Raw genomic sequence first — 2,292 nt, 5'->3', positions numbered from 1 at the left:
AACTCGACGATCGCCTCGTGGCGCATCGAAACCATACCGGTGAGGATAGGAGTTGGCTACGACATCGATCGTGCTCGATGGCACAAGCGCTAGATCCCGGTGGGTTGATGAAACCTACAACTGCGGTATTGGTGTTGCATAAGTGCAACACGAGGGTACGATCGTGGGGTGGATCTTGCCGGGCGAATTTCGATGCTGCGGCGCGTGAACGGTCTCAGCGCCCGACAACTCGCGGCGTTGGTCGGTGTTGCCCCGACGACGATCACGCGGATCGAGTCCGGTGCGGTGAGTCCGTCGTTCGACTTGGCGCAGGAGATCATGGCGGTGCTCGGGGAGCCGATCGGCTTCACCGGGGTGGCCGACGCGTCTGCGATCGCGGCTGCGCGACTGGCCCTCGACCCGACGCTTGACATCAAGGTAGGCCCCGGTGTTGAAGCGTGGCGGCAGAGGTGGGCGCGCGTCGGACTTGTCGACGGGACGGGCAAGGTGATCACAGGTAAACATGCTGATCTGATGTTCCGTGCGGGCCGTGCGGCTCGTCTCACCCGGAGGGCCGGAGCAACTGACTTCAACGCCGGTCTGTCGGCGATCGAACTTGCCGGGGCCCTTGCTGCTGCCGATGTCGACTACGCCCTGACAGGTGATGCGGGAGCGAACTGCTACCGGTCGAGCGCGGGAGAGGCGTGGCCTGTTCTCTACGTCGAAGACGTCGCGCGCGCAGCCGCGGTGATCGGACTTGAGCGCAAGCAGCCGGAATCATTCGGGATGAAATGCACCCTGATCGCGTTCGACGGGGTGAATGAACTCGGCCGAGCGGACATCGACGGGGTCGTTGTCGCGGCCCGTGATCAGGTCGTCATCGATGCCTACGGTGGTATCGACCGAATGCCCGAACAGGCCGACATTCTGTTGGGGCGGCGAGTGGCGTGATGGAGATCAGGGTGCCGCGTACCGAGATCGAATGGAGTCGTCGCGCGATTATCAACGTGGTCGCCGTCCTTGCTGCCCATTCCGAGTCGCTGACGTTGGTCGGAGCTCACGCGGTCCTGCTGCGGACTATGGACCTTGATGCGCCGAGGATGCCTACCGGTGACGGCGATCTGGGCGTGACGCCCGGCCTGGTTGGTGATGTGCCGAGCATCGAGACACTGCTGGCGCAGGCCGGCTACGAGCACCGAACTACCGCGCGACCAGGATTGTGGGGTCGAGAACGATACGACGAGGCGGATGGAAGGCGAGGGTTTCGGGAAAAGATCGACCTGCTCGCACCGCATGGGCTTTCAGGCGCTTCGAGCCGTACCAGGCGTGGTGTGCCGACGTTGCAACCTGCCCACGGCAAGCTCGCAGTCGGCAATGCCGTCGGGCTGGAACTCGCCTCGTTCAACCGGTCGCCCATGACAATCACTGACTTCGCCGACCCAGAACTGTCGGTGGAGATCTTCGTTGCCGGGATCCCGGCACTCATTCTGGCCAAAGGGTCGAAGATCGGCGAACGTATGCGAGACCCACGCAAGGGGCCGGTCCGCGACAAGGATTTTGGTGACCTGTGGCGCCTCGCGGCAGTCGCCGCCGCTGACCAAACTGTCCGCGAAATCGCACGGTTTGTCGATCACCCGCAGGTCGGTGCCAATGTCCGCCAGAGCGTCGAGTGGACTGCTGATGTCGTTCGTGATCCGGTGAGTGCCGAACGAGCCAAGGTAGCATTCGATACTTTTGTCGACCCTGCTGAGATCGACCGGGTATTCAGCGAGTGGCGTGATTCTTTCTGACTTGCATCCGCGAGCAGTGGTTCGTCTCACCCGCCTATCCCACGCACAAGGCTATGAGGCAGGTCGTACGGCAGACGAGATCGCTGAGGCACCACCGTCACAAGTATCGGGCACCAAGGATTGGTTCCCTGGCCATACGTTGCGAGCGCAGATTCATGCGGTCGTCCCAGCGGTTCTCAGTCGAAGACGTCGCCGATGGCCTCCGCTGTGGCGGCCCGGCTTAGCCACATCTCGAGCGTGTCAAGATCCTCGCAGTGTTGCACCCTGTCGCGGATAGTATCGGGCACGTCGATACCTCGGGCTCGAAGCACCGTCAGGACACCGGCTGCCGCCTCTTCGGCCTTTCCTTCAGCTTTGCCCTCGGCCTTACCTTCAGCTTTGCCCTCGGCTTTGCCTTCGCCGTAGTATTTCCGGGCGAAGGGGGATTGGTACTCCCACGTTGTAGCAGTCACAAGTCGCTCCCATTTGGCTCGGGCAGCCCCTGAAAGCACCGCCCAGATCAGTTCAGAATACACATGGCCGT

2 protein-coding genes and 1 pseudogene are annotated in these 2,292 nt (G+C 62.4%); 2 read left to right on the top strand and 1 reads right to left on the bottom strand.

The window, feature by feature from the left end:
• The first annotated feature begins 168 nt into the window (after positions 1-168).
• Entirely contained in the window at positions 169-930 is a 762-nt protein-coding gene (locus Q0627_RS07655) for a helix-turn-helix transcriptional regulator (RefSeq protein ID WP_291020384.1), read from the top strand.
• Positions 931-941: 11 nt separating this feature from the next.
• The gene (locus tag Q0627_RS07650) at positions 942-1,769 is read left to right on the top strand and encodes a hypothetical protein (RefSeq protein ID WP_291020382.1); all 828 of its coding nucleotides are present in this window, start codon (positions 942-944) and stop codon (positions 1,767-1,769) included.
• A gap of 176 nt (positions 1,770-1,945) precedes the next feature.
• On the opposite strand, the pseudogene Q0627_RS07645 reads toward Q0627_RS07650, so the two are convergent.
• Positions 1,946-2,292: pseudogene (locus Q0627_RS07645) on the bottom strand (hypothetical protein); the annotation flags it as partial.

Origin of the sequence: uncultured Gordonia sp. (genome assembly GCF_937858515.1) — a bacterium.
In the GTDB taxonomy this organism is placed as follows: Bacteria; Actinomycetota; Actinomycetes; order Mycobacteriales; family Mycobacteriaceae; genus Gordonia.
The sequence above is the reverse complement of the archived record's forward strand: the minus strand, read 5'-3'. Positions and strand labels throughout refer to the sequence as shown.